This window comes from Novosphingobium sp. BL-S-19 (assembly GCF_055521675.1).
In genome coordinates this window covers 1,071,803-1,088,617 of sequence record NZ_CM145498.1, presented here as the reverse complement: position 1 = coordinate 1,088,617, position 16,815 = coordinate 1,071,803, and the positions used below count along the sequence as shown (strand labels likewise).

General features: G+C 65.9%; 12 protein-coding genes. 4 read left to right on the top strand and 8 right to left on the bottom strand.

The features are described from left to right. Positions 1 to 139 precede the first annotated feature (139 nt). A complete protein-coding gene (locus tag ACZ1JV_RS13495; RefSeq protein WP_465151946.1) occupies positions 140 to 2,308 on the top strand; it encodes an RNA degradosome polyphosphate kinase in 2,169 nt (722 codons plus the stop codon). 84 nt (positions 2,309 to 2,392) lie between these two features. Further along, positions 2,393 to 3,874, top strand: a complete 1,482-nt coding sequence (locus ACZ1JV_RS13490) for a Ppx/GppA phosphatase family protein (protein ID WP_465151945.1) — start codon at positions 2,393 to 2,395, stop codon at positions 3,872 to 3,874. Between the two features lie 73 nt (positions 3,875 to 3,947). Here ACZ1JV_RS13490 and virB11 read toward each other — a convergent pair whose 3' ends face one another. The 8 genes from virB11 to ACZ1JV_RS13450 all read right to left on the bottom strand — a co-directional run bounded on the left by virB11 (position 3,948) and on the right by ACZ1JV_RS13450 (position 12,048). After that, positions 3,948 to 5,006 (bottom strand): P-type DNA transfer ATPase VirB11, encoded by a 1,059-nt coding sequence (gene virB11 / locus ACZ1JV_RS13485; RefSeq protein WP_465151944.1) that lies wholly within the window; start codon positions 5,004 to 5,006, stop codon positions 3,948 to 3,950. A gap of 4 nt (positions 5,007 to 5,010) precedes the next feature. Further along, positions 5,011 to 6,105, bottom strand: coding sequence for a TrbI/VirB10 family protein (locus ACZ1JV_RS13480; protein ID WP_465151943.1), 1,095 nt, complete (start codon positions 6,103 to 6,105; stop codon positions 5,011 to 5,013). A 3-nt stretch (positions 6,106 to 6,108) separates the two neighbouring features. After that, complete coding sequence (locus tag ACZ1JV_RS13475; protein ID WP_465137623.1) at positions 6,109 to 6,969, bottom strand: TrbG/VirB9 family P-type conjugative transfer protein; 861 nt, start codon at positions 6,967 to 6,969, stop codon at positions 6,109 to 6,111. After that, on the bottom strand, positions 6,969 to 8,285 hold the full coding sequence (locus ACZ1JV_RS13470; RefSeq protein WP_465151942.1) for a TrbL/VirB6 family protein: 1,317 nt from the start codon (positions 8,283 to 8,285) through the stop codon (positions 6,969 to 6,971). The genes ACZ1JV_RS13475 and ACZ1JV_RS13470 overlap by 1 nt, the downstream gene beginning before the upstream one ends. A 5-nt stretch (positions 8,286 to 8,290) precedes the next feature. After that, a complete protein-coding gene (locus tag ACZ1JV_RS13465) occupies positions 8,291 to 10,723 on the bottom strand; it encodes a VirB4 family type IV secretion/conjugal transfer ATPase (RefSeq protein ID WP_465151941.1) in 2,433 nt (810 codons plus the stop codon). Positions 10,724 to 10,749: 26 nt separating this feature from the next. Beyond that, on the bottom strand, positions 10,750 to 11,031 hold the full coding sequence (locus ACZ1JV_RS13460) for a VirB3 family type IV secretion system protein (protein ID WP_142632556.1): 282 nt from the start codon (positions 11,029 to 11,031) through the stop codon (positions 10,750 to 10,752). Then, complete coding sequence (locus tag ACZ1JV_RS13455) at positions 11,031 to 11,339, bottom strand: TrbC/VirB2 family protein (RefSeq protein WP_465151940.1); 309 nt, start codon at positions 11,337 to 11,339, stop codon at positions 11,031 to 11,033. Before ACZ1JV_RS13455 ends, ACZ1JV_RS13460 begins: the two co-directional genes overlap by 1 nt. Before the next feature lie 334 nt (positions 11,340 to 11,673). After that, positions 11,674 to 12,048: a hypothetical protein gene (locus ACZ1JV_RS13450; RefSeq protein ID WP_465151939.1), complete on the bottom strand. Its 375-nt coding sequence runs from the start codon at positions 12,046 to 12,048 to the stop codon at positions 11,674 to 11,676. 297 nt (positions 12,049 to 12,345) lie between these two features. Between ACZ1JV_RS13450 and ACZ1JV_RS13445 the strand changes: the two genes are divergently transcribed. Then, positions 12,346 to 13,956 carry a hypothetical protein gene (locus ACZ1JV_RS13445; protein ID WP_465151938.1) on the top strand — a complete coding sequence of 537 codons (1,611 nt, stop codon included), beginning with the start codon at positions 12,346 to 12,348 and terminating at the stop codon, positions 13,954 to 13,956. Positions 13,957 to 14,070: 114 nt separating this feature from the next. After that, on the top strand, positions 14,071 to 16,761 hold the full coding sequence (locus ACZ1JV_RS13440; protein ID WP_465151937.1) for a TonB-dependent receptor domain-containing protein: 2,691 nt from the start codon (positions 14,071 to 14,073) through the stop codon (positions 16,759 to 16,761). The last annotated feature ends 54 nt before the right edge of the window (positions 16,762 to 16,815 follow it).

Genomic DNA, 16,815 nt, shown 5'->3' with positions numbered 1-16,815 from the left:
TTGGTCTTGCATCCAGAACTTGATAGATTGCGCGAAACACCGTCACGATTGCAGCAAAACTGTCATCGTGGCATGCAAGGGGGTCCAACGAAGGTTCGTGCGGAACTCTCCCCCACTCGCTCATATGAAGACGTAGGACATGCTGGACATTCACGAAGACACGCCCGCCGGTGAAAACAGCCCGGTGACCGATGTCGCCACGCTGCCCAATCGCTACTTCAACCGCGAGCAGAGCTGGCTGGCCTTCAACGAGCGTGTGCTCGCCGAAGCGACCAATCCCAATTATCCGCTGCTGGAACGGCTGCGCTTCCTGTCGATCTCGGGCAGCAATATCGACGAGTTCCTGATGGTGCGCGTCGCCGGCATCGCCGGGCAGGTGCGTCGCCAGATCGAGGAAATCTCGATAGACGGCCTCACCCCCACGCAGGCAATCGCCGTCACCCACGAAAAGGTGCTGGAACTCGAAGCTATCCAGCAGGAAACCTGGGCGGGTCTGAAGGTCCAGCTGGCCGAGGAAGGCATCCGCGTGGTGGGCGAGGAACCGCTGGATGCGGAGCGGCAGGACTGGCTGCGCAACTATTTCCTCGAACATGTGATGCCGGTGATCACCCCGCAGGCGATCGATCCGGCGCACCCGTTCCCCTTCGTGGCCAACCAGGGCATCGGCATCCTGTTCTCGCTGACCCGCGTGGCGGACGACGCCCCGGTCATGGAAATGGTGCTGATCCCCGCCCCCCTCCCGCGTTTCGTGCGCATTCCGGGTGAGGAAGCGGCGTGGATCTCCATGGAGGACCTGATCTGCCGCAACGTGGACGAGCTGTTCCCCGGCTTCGTGCCCCACGGCCACGGCGTGTTCCGCATCCTGCGCGACAGCGATATCGAGATCGAGGAAGATGCTGAGGATCTGGTGCGTTACTACCGCACCGCGATCCAGCGCCGCCGCCGCGGCCTGGTCATCGTGCTGCAATTGCAGGGCAAGTTCGACCCGGCGGCAGAAGAACTGCTGCGCAACCAGCTTGGCCTCGACAAGGCGCTGATCATGAAGACCGAGGGGTTGATCGGCTTCTCCGGCCTGTCGACGATCTGCGACGAGGATCGCCCCGAACTGAAGTTCGAGCCCTATACCCCGCGCTATCCCGAACGCATTCTGGAGCACGATGGCGACATTTTCGCGGCGATCCGCGAGAAGGACATCGTCGTCCAGCACCCCTACGAAAGCTTCGAGGTGGTGATCGACTTCCTGCGCCAGGCCGCGCGCGATCCGGACGTGATCGCGATCAAGCAGACGCTCTACCGCGCCGGCAAGCAGTCCGCAATCATCTCCGCGCTCATCGGCGCGGCGGAACAGGGCAAGTCGGTAACGGCGGTGGTCGAGCTGAAGGCCCGCTTCGACGAGGAGCAGAACCTGCTCTGGGCCAGCCAGCTGGAACGCGCGGGCGTTCAGGTGATCTACGGCTTCGTGGACTGGAAGACCCACGCCAAGACATCGATGATCGTGCGCCGCGAAGGGGATGGCTACCGCACCTACTGCCACTTCGGCACCGGCAACTATCACCCGGTCACCGCGCGCATCTATACCGACTTGTCCTACTTCACCGCCGATCCGGCGATGGGGCGCGATGTGGGCCGCCTGTTCAACTTCATCACCGGCTATGTCGAGCCCAAGGGCACCGAGTGCCTGTCGATCTCGCCCATCTCGCTGCGCTCCACCCTCTATGCGAATATAGAGGGCGAGATCGCCAATGCCCGCGCCGGCAAGCCCGCGCAGATCTGGGCGAAGATGAACTCGCTGACCGACCCCGACCTGATCGACAAGCTCTATGCCGCCAGCGAGGCGGGCGTGGACATCGAACTGGTGGTGCGCGGCATCTGCTGCCTGCGCCCCGGCATCACCGGGCTGTCGGAGAACATCACGGTGAAGTCGGTGATCGGCCGCTTCCTCGAACATTGCCGCATCTGGACCTTCGCCAACGGTTCCGAACTGCCCAACCGCAAGGCCAAGGTCTACATCACCTCTGCCGACGCGATGAGCCGCAATCTGGACCGCCGCGTCGAGGTCATGGTGCCGATCACCAACAAGACCGTGCACGATCAGGTGCTGGATCAGGTGATGCTGGCCAATCTGCTGGACACCGAACAATCCTGGGTGCTGCATCCGGACGGCAGCTACGATCGGGTGGGCGAAGTGGACAACCCCTTCAATCTCCACCGCTATTTCATGACCAACCCGTCGCTCTCCGGGCGCGGTGCGTCACTTGCCAGTGGACGGAAGGTGCCAAAGCTCTCGCTAAGACGCGGCAACATCTGACATAAGGGGGCGTACCGCCCGAGTCTCGGGCCGAGAGGCAATCGACCAAAGACCCCCTATGATCGGCATCAGCCTGGTTTTCTTATGATCGGCATCAGCCTCAGGAGCGAAAAGCGCGCGATCATCGACATCGGTTCGAACACCGTGCGTCTGGTGATCTACAACGGGCCACCCCGTGCGCCCGTTGTCGTGCTCAATGAAAAAGTCAGCGCGCGCCTTGGCCGCGATCTCGGCAAGACCGGGGCGATTGCCGACAAGGCGATGCGCAGCGCCCTGGTTGCGCTTGGCCGCTTTGCCGGCCTGCTGCGGCTGTTCGAGGTGAAGAACGTCGAATGCGTGGCCACTGCCGCCGCGCGCGACGCCACCAACGGGCCGGAATTCCTGGACGCGGTGCGCGCGCTGGGCCTTCGCCCGCGCCTCCTCACCGGTGAGGAGGAAGCCCGCGCCAGCGCCACCGGCGTGATCGCCGCCTTCCCCGGCGCGCGCGGCGTCGCCGCCGACCTTGGCGGCGGCAGCCTCGAACTCGTGGAGATTGCCGACGGCGAAAGCTGGCACGGCATCACCCTGCCCTTCGGCACCCTGCGCCTGCCCGACTTGCGGGCGGAAGGCGTGACCGAATTCTCCGAAACCGTGCGTGACGGGCTGAGGCGCGCGGGATGGGAACAGGGCCGCGGCCTGCCGCTCTACATCGTCGGCGGATCGTGGCGCGCGCTGGCGCTGCAGGCAATGCGCGTGCTCGATTGGCCAGTGGACGATCCGCACGGCTTCGAACTGCCCGCCTCCGAAGCGCTGCACCTCGCCCGCGATTTCGCCAAGGGAAAGCTGGGCGAGATCGATGGACGTATCTCGGCCTCCCGCCTGGCCTCGCTGCCCGATGCGGCGGCACTGATGGTGGAGGTAATCACCCGCATCAAGCCGTCCAAGCTGGTGTTCTCCTCCTGGGGCCTTCGTGAAGGCCTGCTCCACGCCCAACTCGACGCCGATGTGCAGGCGGAAGACCCGATGCTGGCCAGCGTCGCCGGCTTCTCCGCCAGCGCGCGGGTCACGGCCGACGATGCCGTCGAACTGGCCAAGTGGACAACGCCGGTCTGCCGCGAGGAACCGCAGGACCGCCAGTTGCGTCAAGCCTCCGGCCTGCTTGCCCTTGCCGCCATGCGGACCGAGCCGAACCTGCGGACCGAGGAAGCGATGACCTGGGCCCTGCGCAAGCGCTGGATCGGGCTGGACATGCATGGCCGCGCGATGATGGCGATGACCGTCTTCGCCAATTCCGGCCAAACTGCCGTGCCCGATGCCTTCGCCCGCCTCGCCTCCAAGGAGGATCTGGACCGCGCGATTGGCTGGGGCCTTGCCGTGCGCCTGTGCCGCCGCCTGACCGGCTGCGCCGAAAGCGGCCTGTCGCAAACCTCGATCCGGATCGAGAAGGGCACGCTGATGCTCACACTGTCGGAAGCGATGCGCCCGCTCTACAGCCCCGGCGTCGCCAAGGATCACAAGGCGCTGGCCGACTGGCTGGGGCTGGATTGTCAGGTCCGCGATCCAGCGGGACTGGCCATCGTCGATTAGGGAACAGGGATAAAGCAGGGAGCCCTTGGGGGAAGCTCAGGACCTCGCCCCCTCCCCCAGAATCCCTTGTCTTCTACCCTACCAGCGTCGCGCTCTCGGCAATCTGGCTGATCCCGCGCTTGCCGTCCCGGCGGTCCAGCTGCACGACGATGTCGATCACCGATGCTGCATATTCCAGCGTTTCCGCGCGGGTCAGCCCGATCCCGGTCTGCATAGACATCAGCGCGATCTGCTCCAGCGCACCGCGCGGCGTATTGGCGTGAACGGTCGAGAACGAGCCGGGATGGCCGGTGTTGATCGCGCGGAGGAAGGACACGGTCTCGCTGCCGCGCAATTCGCCCAGCACGATACGGTCCGGACGCAGGCGCAGCGCGGCCTGAAGCAGATCGTTGGCGGAAACCTTGGCCTCGCCCAGTTCGCCCTTCACCGCGATCAGGCCCACGCCGTTGGCGCCGGGCAAGTGCAGTTCGGCGGTATCCTCCACCAGCACCACACGTTCCTGCACCGGGATTTCGCCCAGCATGGCATTGAGGAAGGTGGTCTTTCCGGTCGAAGTGCCGCCCGAAATCAGGATCGTGCGGCGTCGGCGAATGGCATCGCGCAGAAAGGCGATGGGTTCGGCCATCGGATCGGGCGTCGGCTCTTCCACCGGCGGTGTGATCGGCCCGCGATCGTAAGCGTCCAGCGGCAGTTCAAGCAGGCGATGCCGACGGATCGCCATCGCCCAATCCGAACGCGTGGCCGGCGGGCCGACCAGCTGGATACGCGCGCCACCTCCATTATGCCCCCCGTTCTGGCCTCCATAACCGGACAGCGTGGCGGAGAGCAGCGGGTGTTCGCGGTTGATGCCCTGATGGCTGATCCGCGCCACCTGCTCGGCAAGGCGCTGCAGCAGCCGGTTGTCCAGCGTGGGCAGCGCCACGCGCTGCATGCCTGAAAGCGCGGCATCCTCGATCCAGACCTCACCCGGCCGATTGACGAGGATTTCGGTCACCGTCTCCTTGTCGAGCCAGGGACGCAGCGGCGCGAGATAGGCGTCGAGGTAGACGCTGCGCGCCGCACCCTGCTGTTGCTCGCCATCACTCACCGGCGTGCCCGCCGGCCCGCCTTGCAGGGAAAGAACGTCCGCCATCGTCTCACTGGGCCTGGCTGAAATCGAGGTCCTTGGCGGTGAACACGCGGATCGGTTCGCCCTGCCGCACGCGGATCGTCGGGCCGACGCTGCCGCTCTGCTGGATCGCTGCCGCCGCTGCCGACTGGCCGCCGCCAACCACCACGCTCGCCCCGCTGGATGCGATGGTGGAAAGGCCGCCGACGACCGAAAGCAGCATGGCCGATCCGAAGCGTTCGAAGAAGTGCGTGTTCACCTTGCCCGGCAGGCCCGTCTCGCCGCCGAAGGCGATGGCGGGGGAGCCGAGGTTCACCGAAACCCCGTCCGGCCGGATCAGGCGGCTCCAGATCACATAGGCGCGCTTTTGTCCGGCGGTCAGTCCGCTCTTGTACTGGCCGATCAGGCGCGAGGAGCGCGGGATCAGCACGCGCTTGCCGTCAAAGCTGCGCACGTCGGCCGAAACGATGGCGCGCACATAGCCGGGCACGTCGGTATCGATCGCGGTTTCCAGCACCGCCGGGATCAAGGTGCCCTGCGTGACCGTGGTGGCCGGATCGAAATTGCGCGTGGCCGCCGCCGTGGAGCCGGTGCCGCCGATGCGGGCGGCGAAATCGTCGTTGCCATTGCCACTCGCCTTGGCCTCGCCCGCCGGACCCACCAGCGGGGCCACGCCGGTGGCGCCACCGACATCGAAGACCACGGTGGGGCTGGCATAGGGATTGGCCGCAGGCGCCGCCGCCGTGCCGGGGGCGGCCGCCAGAACCGGCGCCGGCGCGGGCGCGGGCAGCGGCGTGGGGCTGCCTTCGGGTTGCGGAACCTGTTGCGGCACGGTGATCGCGACAGCCGGAACCGCCGGGGCCGCTGCCGGCTGCGGCGCGGGCTGGAGGTTGGCGGCCGACTCGTTACGGGACGAATCCATGGTCCAGAGCGTCAGCCCGCCCAGCGCCATCACGAAGACGATGCCGGCGGCAAGACCCAGCCCGTCCGCCTTCTTGCGCTGGGTAACCTGCGGAAGGACATTGCGGGTGGTAAGGTCGATAACCTCTGCGCCCTGCCCATCACGCGGATCGGTAGCGGCGGCGGGTGCGATCCGTTCACGCAGCGATGAATTGGGCGCCATGTGTCAGTTCCCCTGTGAAGCAGCAGCGGCGGGAGCGGTGCCGACCGTATTGGCCGCAACGGCGGCCGGCGGCGGCGCGACGGCAGGCGCCGGGCTGGCGGCAGCGGCGCCGGCCGGGCGGTTGTTCTCCAGCGTGGCGCTGGCCTTGCCCGAGCGCAGGATGATCAGCCGGGGCACTTCGGCCACGACGATGGTCTGGCCGCGCACGGCATAGTTCACCGGGCCTTCCTCTCCCTTCTCGTTCTGCACGAGGATGGCGGGAACGGCGGTGTTTTCGGGCCAGAGGAGGTACGTGGACAGGCCATCGTCATAGACCCGCGCCGGCAGCAGCTTGGGCGCGCCGGCCGTCTTCCAGGAGAAATTCAGTGCTGCCGCATCCGACGGCATGGCCAGCGGATCGCCCTCTGCAATCGCCCGCTCCGACGCGTCCAGCGAAGCCAGCGCCGCCCCCGCGGGAACCGCATTGGGCGCCGCCGCTGGCTCGTCCTTGTAGGTGAAGCGCAGCATGTAGAGCGGCCGCGCCTTGGACGAGGCGACAAGATCGAAGAAATAGGTGTGGCGGTTGGTCACCACCGTCATGTTGGTGCGCGCGGACGGCTCCAGCGGCTTCACGAACAGCAGGTCCGCCCGCTTGTTCGGGGTGATTTGCCAGGTCTGGGAATCGCCCACCGCCACGTTCTCGATCGATTCACCCTTGCCGAAGGCGATCGTCGCCTGAACACCGGCGTGACCGTCGATCCGCACGACCTCGTTCTCGGAAAAGAGGTGGCTGACAAGGCGCTCATCCGCCTGGGCGGGAGCGGCGATTGCCACCAGCGCCGGGGTAACGGTCGCTGCCAGGGCAAGAACCTTGCGGCGGATCATCACGAATTCTCCTTCGCCGGCCGTGAGCCGGTATGTCCGGACGCGGAGCGCCCGCTATCGTTGGAAGCACTGCGGAACCGGCTGCCGATGCCGCGCGCGCGCGATGCCGCGCTCTGGCCCATCGGCTCCAGACCGCCGCCCGAAACTTGCGTCACCACGGTGCGTCGTTCGCTGGAATGGGTTGCCGAAGCACCTTCGCCCGAGGGGGCGGCCGCCATGGCCGCTGCGCTCGCGACCGAAACCGCCGGTGCGCGGGAGGCAGCCTGCGCCGGCACGAAGGGCTGCACCTGCACCGAAGCCGGCGGCGGCGCGGCGGCCTGCGAGGCTCCATCACCCCGGCCGCGCGAACGTTCCGTATCGGCCAGCCCAAAGACCCGCCAGCCGGAAACCAGCGTGCCCGCAACCTTGAGCACCATGCCCATCAGCGCCAGATGCACGGCGGCAACGACGAACAGCGCCATCGCGGCGCGCCCGTCGATCTCGCCCATCTGCGCCCCTTGCACCAGCGCGGAGACGATGGGCACCAGCAGTTCCAGCGTGATCCCGCCGCCCAGCACCACGAACAGCGGGGTAATCGCCGTCAACACCACGCCGCGCAGCCAGCCGGCGGTCAATCCGCGCGTGCCGCCGAAAAGGCCCATGACGACGAAGATCGGCCCCAGCGCGACCAGCACGCCCAGCGCAATCCGCGCGGTCAGCAGCACGCCCACCGTGCCGAGCAGCAGCATCAATGCGCCCATCCACATCACGCTGTCGGGCGAGAAAAGTCCCGCACCGCCTGCCGACGCCGCCGCCTTGATGCCGGTTCCAGCAGCCGCGCCGGCGGCTCCAGCCTGTGCGGCACCGTCAGCCGCGCCTTGCGCCGCGTCACCCGCCTGCCCGCTGGCCGCCTGAGAGGCTTCGGCTATGGCATTGAACACGATATCGATCCGGTCGCCGAAGATCTGCGTGGCCGATCCCTTCGCGCCCATCAGCACGCCCGCAATCCAGTCCGGCCCGCCGATGGCCAAGTTCCAGACCACGCTCTGGTAGGCGATCCAGCTGGTGGCGAAAGTCAGCACGAAGCCGATCGTCAACATGCGCGGCGTCAGTGCCGATACGCTCAGGCTCGACCGGCCCGAAAGGAGCGAGAAGCCAAGGAAAGCGATATAGAGCGTCAGGACAAGGATCAGCACCGGGGCCATCGCCCCGTTGGCGCCGAACAGGCGGCCGAACGCAGCCGCCGCCATCTCGTTGGAAACGCAATCGACCGCGCGCAGCGCCGGCGCGACGCCCGAGGAGGCCAGTTCGGTAAGCTGTTCGCAGGCGGCGCTCATCCGCCCTACTCCGCCGCCTGGCCCCAGGCGGCATCTTCGTCATGCTCGCCGTCTTCGAATTCGCCGGGCCATTGGAAGCCGGTCAGCACGGGATACCAGGCCGAGGGTTCGTCGCCATAGCGTTCGCGCAGCTGGTCAAGCTTGCGCACGGTGCTCTCGCGGCCCGAAAGCACGGTGAGCACCTCTGGCATGCCCGAAAGGTCGAGGCGGACCACTACCGAGGCGTCGGACTGGCGGATCAGGAAGCAGCGCGAATGCGCGGGCAGCGTCTTGATGACGTCCAGCTCGTGCTGGGAAAGGCCGAAGCCCTCGCAATAATCCTCGTACCGGGCGCGGGCGTTGGGCATGAACACCATCGTCGCGGTCTGTTCGACCAGCGCGGTGGCGATCTTGCTGTCCAGCGCGTCGCGGGCGGACTGGGTGGCGAAACCGACCAGCGCGTTGCGCTTGCGCAGCGTCTTCAGCCAGTCGCGAATGCGCGCTGCGAAGACTTCGTCGTCCAGTGCCTTCCAGCCCTCGTCGATCAGGATCATCGTCGGTTCGCCATCGAGGCGCTCGTCGATGCGGTGGAACAGATACATCATGACCGGCGTGCGCAGCCGCGGGCTTTCCAGCAGCGCGGTCATGTCGAAGCCCAGCACGCGGGCCGAAAGGTCGAGCCGATCCTGCTGGTTATCGAACAGCCAGCCATGCTCGCCACCCTGAATCCACGCATCGAGACGGCTCGCAAGGTCGCCCGGCTCCGGACGGCGTGCGCCTGCCAGCAATTCGCGGAAGTGCGAGAGGCGGCGCAGCGAGGGATCGTTGTGATAGGCCGCATCGACCGCGCTTGCGATCGTCGCCAGTTCCTCCGGCCCCTTGGCTTCCAGTAACACGCCCAGCCAGTCGCGCAGAAACGCACGGTTGGCGGCCGTGTCGGGCAGCGAGAGCGGGTTGAACCCGGTCGGGTGCCCGGCGGCGACGCGGCTGTACATGCCGCCGATGCCGCGCAGGAAAACTTCGGCGCCGCGATCCTTGTCGAACAGCACGGTGCGGGGGCTGAACTTCTGCGCCTGCGCGGCCAGGAAGTTCATGACCACGGTCTTGCCGGAACCCGACGGACCGATGACGGTGAAGTTACCGAGATCGCCCTGATGGAAGTTGAAGAAGAACGGCGTCGAGCTGGTGGTGGCCAGCAGCGTGACCGCATCGCCCCAGTGGTTGCCGCTGGCCTGCCCCATCGCGAAGCCGTGGAGCGAGCCGAAACAGGCCATGTTGGCGCTGGAAATCAGCGCGCGCCGGACGATGTAGGCCTCGTTCCCGGGGAACTGGCCCCAGAAGCCGGGCTCCATGTTCACGTCCTCGCGCACCGCGACGGCGCCGGCATCGGCCAGCGCGGCGGCGCAGGAGGCGGTGACTTCGTCCAGCCCTTCCAGCGAAGGCGCACGGACAAGCACCGAAAGATGATGATCGCCGAAGCCGACGGCGCCGGTGCCCAGCGCATCGCGCGCGGCGCTCATTTCGCGTCGTTCGGCCATCGCCTCTTCGTCTGCCGAGCGCAGGCGGCGGATGGCAAGATCGATACGCTCACGGGCGATCTGGCGGTCGCACGGGGCATAAGTCTCGGTCAGGACCAGCTCGGTCGGCAGGCGCAGCAACGCGTCGGTCAGGCCCGGCGAAGTCGAATCCGGATAGTCCTTCAGGCTCACCAGCGAGGCGAAGCTGGAGCCTTCGGCGCCGCGCAGTTCCAGCGCATCCATGCCGAAGCTCACGCGGCGGTACGGCAGCATGTGGCCAAGGTCGGTGCCCTCCACCGGGCGCCGCACCGGGCGCATCTCGCCATTGTAGAGCGCGGAGATCAGCTCCAGCACTTCGGAACAGTTGCCCGCGCCGCCCTCGTAATCGCCAAGGATGCGGGCACCGTAGGAGCCGAGCGAGGCCACCATCGCCGTCGCCGCGGCGCGCAGGGCGCGCACGTCGGACACATCGGCTTCGGCCGGCGTCTTGCCGTTGTTCTTCATGAAGCGGGCAAGCTTGTCTGCCCAGCCCGCCTTGCCGCGCGCGGGGCGGCGAACCAGCGTGATGAACTGGTCGTTGACGAACAGCGCGCCCGATCCGGTGCGCGCCTTCCAGCGCGCATCGATATGCGCGGCCAGCGGATCGTCGAACTGGCCGTCCATCGCGATTTCGACGCGGCGGCGGATCACATGGTGATAGAGCACGAAACGCGCATCGAGCGAGGAGCGCAGCAGCACTTCGCGGGTGGCGACGTGGGCGTTCAGTTCCTCGCTATCGGCCGTCTCGAACGCAAGGCCGGGCACGACGAGCGAGAGCATGACCGAACCGTCGCGCAGCAGCACGACGTTCTCGTCGACGAAAGACTGGTAGGGCAGCCGGTCTCCGACCAGCGTTTCCTTGCCTCCCCAACCCTTCAGCACCGATTTCCTGTTCGCCGACATCGTACCCATTCCCCCGGGTAGCCCACTCAGGGCGAGTAGCTGTTGCAGCCCCAGCGCTGCCAGTTCGGCACGCGCGGGCACTTGCTGACCTTGGCGAGCCAGAGGTCGAAGATTCTCGGTTCACGCAGGCAGGCGACGTAGCCGATGCCGTGCACCAGCAGCGCCACCGGCAAAGCCCAGAAGCTCTTGGTGATGAGGAACGCTTCCGTCGTCACCAGGCCATTGATGATGAAGAACGTGAACGTCACCCCCGCGAACATCTGCGGGCGGGTGAGCGCGCGATGGACCGGGAAGCGAGCGAGGCTCATCAGCCTGCTGCCGACTGAATGCCGGACACGATCGCGCCCGCACCGAACAGCACGAAGCAGCCGATGATGACGGTCGCGCCGAAGCGCCAGTTCATGCGGCCGGTCAGCATCATGAAGCCCACGGCGGCGACGGCCATCACCGCGACGGCGGTGGCGACATGTCCCAGCAGCGTGCCCTGCAGCCATCCAAGAGCCGCCACAATCGGGCCGGAGCCGGCGGGATCCGCCCGCGTCACTTGCTGCGCCTGCGCCGCTGTGGCTGCCAAGCTGCCGAAAACACCAGCAAAAACCGAAAGAAGACCCCGCATCGCGCGGGTCCGAATCTGAGTGTGTCGAATCACCATGCCCTCCGTATGACGGCCCAGTGCGCCACCCAGATGACAGAAGTGTGACGAAGAGACGACCTATTCCGGAATCAACCGGGTTGCCCGATCTCCCTGTTGCCCCGCGCAAGGGGCTCCTGTCTCCGTCCGGCACACAGGCCGCATCCCCTCCGCGAATGGAGAGGACGGCCGCAATCACACGGCTGGCAGCATGCCGCCAACCCAGCGATCCAGGTGCCCGATCTACCGCAGGGGTGGGGCCTTATACGCTATTCCGCCCCGTTATGGCCACAAGTGATCTTCCTGCACCGCCGGCCACTCAGCGTGACGCCTGCGCGGTGGCGCGCATCATCTTCTGCATGGCCATCCGCGCGGCATCGCGCGAGTCAGCCCAAGTGCCGTCGGCAAGCTGCAGATCGTAGCGATCCTGGCTATTGATGGCGGCGCGATAGGCCAGCAAAGCCTTATCGCTGCGGCCCGTGGCGGCGTAAGCGGCAGCCAGATTGATCAGCGTTGCCGGGTCGCTCGACCGGGCGGCACCGTTCGCTTCCAGCTTGCGTAGAGCCTCTTCGGCACGGCCGGCGGAAAGATCCTGATAGGCCACGTCCACGGTATCACGCGCAGGCACGTCCACGGCCAGCGCGGCGGGCGTCTGAGCAAGGAGGACCGATGCGAATACGGCGGTGAGCGACATGATTTTTCTCCCGGACAAGATGCTGTTGATTGCCTGCAACATCCGCCGGAATTTCGTCGCCCGCAAGAAAATGACGAGAGTGTCATAAAACTGCAATTTACCTGTGAACCGCCCGCAATCTGACGAGTCGAGCGACGGAGCGAACCTCCGCCGCAGGGTTTCGTCATATTACGGTTATAAAACCGTACATTTCTGTCATGGTTTCGCCAACAAACTGTCACCCCCTCCCCCTAGACGCCCCTGACAGCGAAGGCGGACTCGCCGTCTCGTACCGACCTGTCCAACGGGGGAAATCACGTGAAGACTATCCATGGCATGATGCTGCTCGGCTGCAGCGCTCTTGCACTTGCCGGTTGCGGCGCCGACGACATCTCCTCGCCTGGCGCGGGCAGCATCGTGATCAACAATCCGACGCCGACCCCCACGCCGACGCCGACCCCGACTTCGGGCACCGTCGTCGCGGCGGCCAGCTGCCCCAGCTTCAACGCCACCGGCGGCCTGACCAACAGCGGCACCATCAGCGGCCCCGAAGGCACCTGGCGCGTCTGCACGCTGCCGGCGCTGGTTGACGTCAGCTCCAGCCTGCCCAAGGTTGCCGGCGTGCTCTATCGCCTGAACGGCCGTGTCGACGTCGGCTGTGATGGCGGCTTCGCGGCTCCGACCGCGACTTCGACCTTCACCACCACCACCGCCAGCTGCAACAGCAAGGTTCTCTCGGCCGACACCAACGTCACGCTGACGATCGATCCGGGCGTGATCCTCTACGGTGAAAACGGCGCCGAGCCGGCCTGGCTCGCCGTGAACCGCGGCAACAAGATCAACGCCACCGGCACCGCCGCGCTGCCGATCATCTTCACCAGCCGCGACAACGTCGTCGGCACCAACAACGACAGCTCGCAGGGCCAGTGGGGCGGCGTCGTGCTGCTCGGCCGTGGCCAGGTGACGGACTGCAACTACGGCGCGGCGCCGACCGTTGCCGGCGGTTCCACCACTTGCGAACGCGACACCGAAGGCGCGGTCAACAAGGCCGTCTTCGGCGGCAGCGACAACACCTACAACGCCGGCACGATGAAGTACGTGCAGATCCGTTATTCGGGCTACGTGCTCAGCAACGGCAAGGAACTGCAGTCGCTGACCACCGAAGGCACCGGCACCGGCACCACGCTGGAATACTTCCAGTCGGTCAACAGCTCGGACGACGGCGCCGAATTCTTCGGCGGCGCGGTGAACTTCAAGCACTACATCGCCGTCAACGCCGACGATGACAGCCTTGACGTCGACACCGGCCTGCAGGGCAACTTCCAGTACGTCCTCCTGCTCCAGCGCAGCGGCGGCGGCGATGCCATGGTCGAAGCCGACTCGAACGGCGCCGAAGACCAGTTCCCGCGCCAGAAGACCAACATCGCGAACTTCACGATGGTCCAGCCGGCCGTCAGCTCGAACAACGAAGCCAACGACCTTGCTTCGCTGCTGATCCGCGGCAATGCCGACGTCACCCTTGCCAACGGCATCATCAACACGCCGAACAACGAATGCCTTCGTCTGAACGGCAGCGGCACCGTGCCGGCGACGCTGACGGCCTATTCGGTGGTGATGAGCTGCAACTCGGCCAAGTACCTGGGCTCGGGCAGCTACACCGCCACCAACACCCAGTCGCAGTTCGCTGCAGGCACGAACAACAACGACGCCTTCACCTCGACGCTGACGAGCACTTTCGTCAACGGCACGAACGAGGCGGCGGTTCCGGCCTATGCCAGCATCACCTCGCTTTCGAGCTACTTCGACAACGTCGCCTACATCGGCGCCGTCAAGGACGCTTCGGACACCTGGTACAAGGGCTGGACCTGCAACAACGCGACTGCCGCGTTCGGTTCGGCCACCAGCTGCACCGCGCTGCCGACCACCTGAACGGGCCGCCCGTGACTTCGGGGGGGCGGCCCATCGCGGCCGCTCCCCCTTTGTCACGCTTCGGGCCCGAACCGAGGGTCAAGAAATGAAATTCGTGTTCCAGGGGGACCAATCATGACCAAGCCGCGGCTCGCCTCGCTGCTGCTGCTTTCCACGTCGATCCTCACGCCGGCCATGGCGTGGGCGCAGGACAGCACCACTTCTACCGCTTCTGACGACAGCGCCCCGCCGGCTGACGCCGCTGAGGAGCCTGCGGCGCCCGAGATTTCGGTGCCCGGCGGCGCCATCATCGTGACCGGCCAGCGCAGCCGCAACGCCATGCGCACCGCCCCGGAAGTGATCTCGGTCCTTTCCAGCGAGGAAATCGCCCGCACCGGCGAAGGCGACATTGCCGGCGCGCTGGGCCGCGTCACCGGTCTTTCGGTGGTGGGCAACGGTTACGTCTACGTGCGCGGCCTGGGCGATCGCTATTCGCTGGCCCTGCTCAACGGCTCCCCCCTGCCCAGCCCCGAACCGCTCAAGCGCGTGGTTCCGCTGGACCTGTTCCCCACCAGCATCGTCGCGTCGTCGATGGTGCAGAAGAGCTATTCGGCCAACTTCCCCGGTGAATTCGGCGGCGGCGTGATCAACCTCACGACCAAGGCGATCCCGGCGGAAAGCTTCATCGAATTCGGCGGCGGCATCGGCTGGGATACCGAGAGCACCAACCAGCTGAGCTACACCTACTACGGTTCGAAGACGGACTGGACGGGCTGGGACAACGGCAACAGGTCGATACCGTCGGACCTGCAGGCCTATTTCAACAGCGATCAGGTGATCAACCCGACCAGCGAGCTGGCCAAGCAATTGGGCGGGCTGCTGGTGAACAGCCGCAACGCGGTGGTCCAGAAGGACAACCACACGCAGCCGAACTGGTCCGCCGATTTCTCCGCGGGCACCAAGTTCGAATTCGATGGAGCCACGCTGGGCGTGATCGCCGCCGCCGGCTATTCGAACAAGACGCAGACCAAGCAGATCACGCAGCAGCGCGCCCAAGGCGTTACCGCCGATCCGGACCAGCTGTTCGAGAACTTTACCGCGGTCAACACCGACAACCGCATCGTCGGCAATGCACTGCTGGGCCTTGGTTTGGAGTGGGGCGAGAACTCGATCCGCTGGACCAACGTCTACATCCACGACACCGACAAGCACACCGGCCTGCGCCTGGGTAAGCGGGAAAACAACCCGAATGCCGATTACATGGAGCAGACCACCGCGTGGTACGAGCGCCAGCTGATCGACACCCAGTTCGTGGGCGAATTCAAGCCGGCCGACAACACCACGATCGACTTGCGAGCCGGTTACGCAAACTCCAAGCGCCTCGCCCCGTTCGAGATCAACGCCGAGTACTTGCGCACTAACACCGCTTCCGACCAGTACGGCGACGATTTCGTCAACCGCCTGGGCAACGGCAACCAGGATCCGACCACAGTCACCTTCTCACGCCTGAACGAGGATGTCTGGTCGGCCGGTGCCGACGTCAGCCACCTTTTCGCGCCGGGCTGGACGGGCACGGTGGGCTATGCCTACCAGATCAACTCGCGCACCAACTCGCGCCGTTCCTTCGCGATCTACGCCAATGGCGACCAGACCCAGATCTCGAACTTCGGCCTGCTGCGGCTTGACGTGCTGCTGCAGCCGGGCAGCTGGTACCTGTCGGACAACGGCGTCAACTACGGCCTCGAACTGCGTGAGCCGGATGCCTCCACGGCGATCTTCGACTCGCGCCTGCTGAACCACGCGTTCTACGGCAAGGTCGATGGCCAGATTACCGATGCGCTGTCGTTCGACCTTGGCGTGCGCTGGGAATATGCCAAGGAATCGACGATCCTGCGCCCGATCGGCCAGCCTGCGACCAAGGCGACCGACCTGAAGAACGAATACTTCCTGCCCGCGCTGACGCTCACTTACGAGATTCAGCCCGGCATGCAGCTGCGTGCGAGCGCGTCGAAGACGATCGCCCGCCCGCAGTTCCGCGAACTGCTGTACCAACCCTACTTCGATCCGGACACCAACCGCACCTATCAGGGCAACCCGTTCCTTGTGGACAGCCAGCTCTACAACGCCGAAGCGCGCTGGGAATGGTACTTCGCGCCGGAACAGCGCATTGCCTTGGGCGGCTTCTACAAGCGGCTGAACAATCCGATCGAATCGTACCTGACCGGCACCGAGACGTTCGTCACGTCTTACGCCAACGCGCCCAGGGCGAACCTTTATGGTTTCGAACTGGAAGCGCAGAAGTACGTGCCCCTCGATAGCATGGGCAAGTTCTTCGAAACGCGCCGCCTGCTGCTGGTGGGCAACTACACCTTCACCAAGTCCGAACTGAAGGTCTCCGATACCGATACCGTGCGCATCTACGGCGCCGGCACCGGCACTTCGCTTGCCACCGACTACTTCACGAACGGCGCGCCGCTGACCGGTCAGTCGAAGCATATCGGCAACGTGCAGATCGGGCTTGAGGATACCGACGGCCTCTCGCAGCAGACGATCCTGTTCAACTATGCCAGCAAACGCGCGGTCAGCCGCGGTCTTGCCAACTCCGGCCAGCCGGACGTGGTCGAGAACCCCGGCCTGACCATCGATCTGGTGATCCGCCAGGGCTTCAAGCTGTCCGACAGCAAGGAAATCGAGCTGAAGTTCGAAGGCCGCAACCTCACCGGCCGCGGCCATCAGGAATACCAGCAAATGGAAGACGGCCGGGTGGACTACAACACCTACGATCTGGGCCGCGTCTTCACGATTTCCGGTTCGATCAAGTTCTAACTTTTCCTCACCCCGGGGGCCCTGACCCCCGGCTCATCCTTGAAGGGCCCGGCC